The organism is Dyella choica (genome assembly GCF_003977665.1).
GTDB lineage: Bacteria > Pseudomonadota > Gammaproteobacteria > Xanthomonadales > Rhodanobacteraceae > Dyella_B > Dyella_B choica.
Genome location: NZ_RYYV01000059.1, coordinates 1 through 751, shown reverse-complemented (window position 1 = coordinate 751; position 751 = coordinate 1). Strand labels below are relative to the sequence as shown.

1 protein-coding gene is annotated in these 751 nt (G+C 65.2%); it reads right to left on the bottom strand.

Features of this window, described 5'->3' with window-relative positions:
* Positions 1 to 751: phosphopantetheine-binding protein (locus EKH80_RS23640; RefSeq protein WP_230473910.1), on the bottom strand; the 751-nt coding region annotated here is incomplete at both ends.

Below are 751 nucleotides of genomic sequence, written 5' to 3'. Positions count from 1 at the left end.
CAAGGCCAGCGGCAGGTTGTAGGCGCTGTCGGCTTCGGCAAATTGCTGCAGGAACCACAGCCGCTGTTGCGCGAAGGACAGCGGTATGTGCCCCGTTCTCGCCACCGGGCGCAAGGCCGTGCGTACCGCCTCCCCGGCGGACAGCTGTCCGCTCAGTTGCGCCACGCTGGGCGCTTCAAACAAGGCGCGAATCGGCAGTTCCACCTGTAAAGCGGTACGTATGCGGCTGACCAGGCGCGTGGCCAGCAGCGAGTGGCCGCCCAGCTTGAAGAAGTTGTCGTCGATGCCTACGCGCTCCAGCCCGAGCACTTCGGCAAACAGTGCGCAGAGAGCTTCTTCTTTCTCGTTGCGTGGCGCGCGTATGCCGGGTGCCGTGAAGACCGGCGCGGGAAGCGCCTTGCGGTCGAGTTTGCCGTTGGGCATCAAGGGCAGCGCATCAAGCGCTACGATGGCGGCGGGCAGCATGTACTCGGGCAGGGATTTGGCCAGCGCTTGACGCAGCGCCTCGGTCGCCGCGCTTCCTGTTTGGACTTCCCCGCCCAGCACGACATAGCCGACGAGTTGCTGGTTGCCCGGCATGTCCTCACGCACGATCACCGTCGCCTGCGCGACCTGCGGATCACGCAGCAAGCCGGCTTCGATTTCGCCCAGTTCAATGCGATAGCCGCGGATTTTCACCTGTTCATCGGTGCGGCCCAGATACTCCAGCCGTCCGTCTGCCAGCCAGCGCACCCGGTCGCCGCTGCGATAC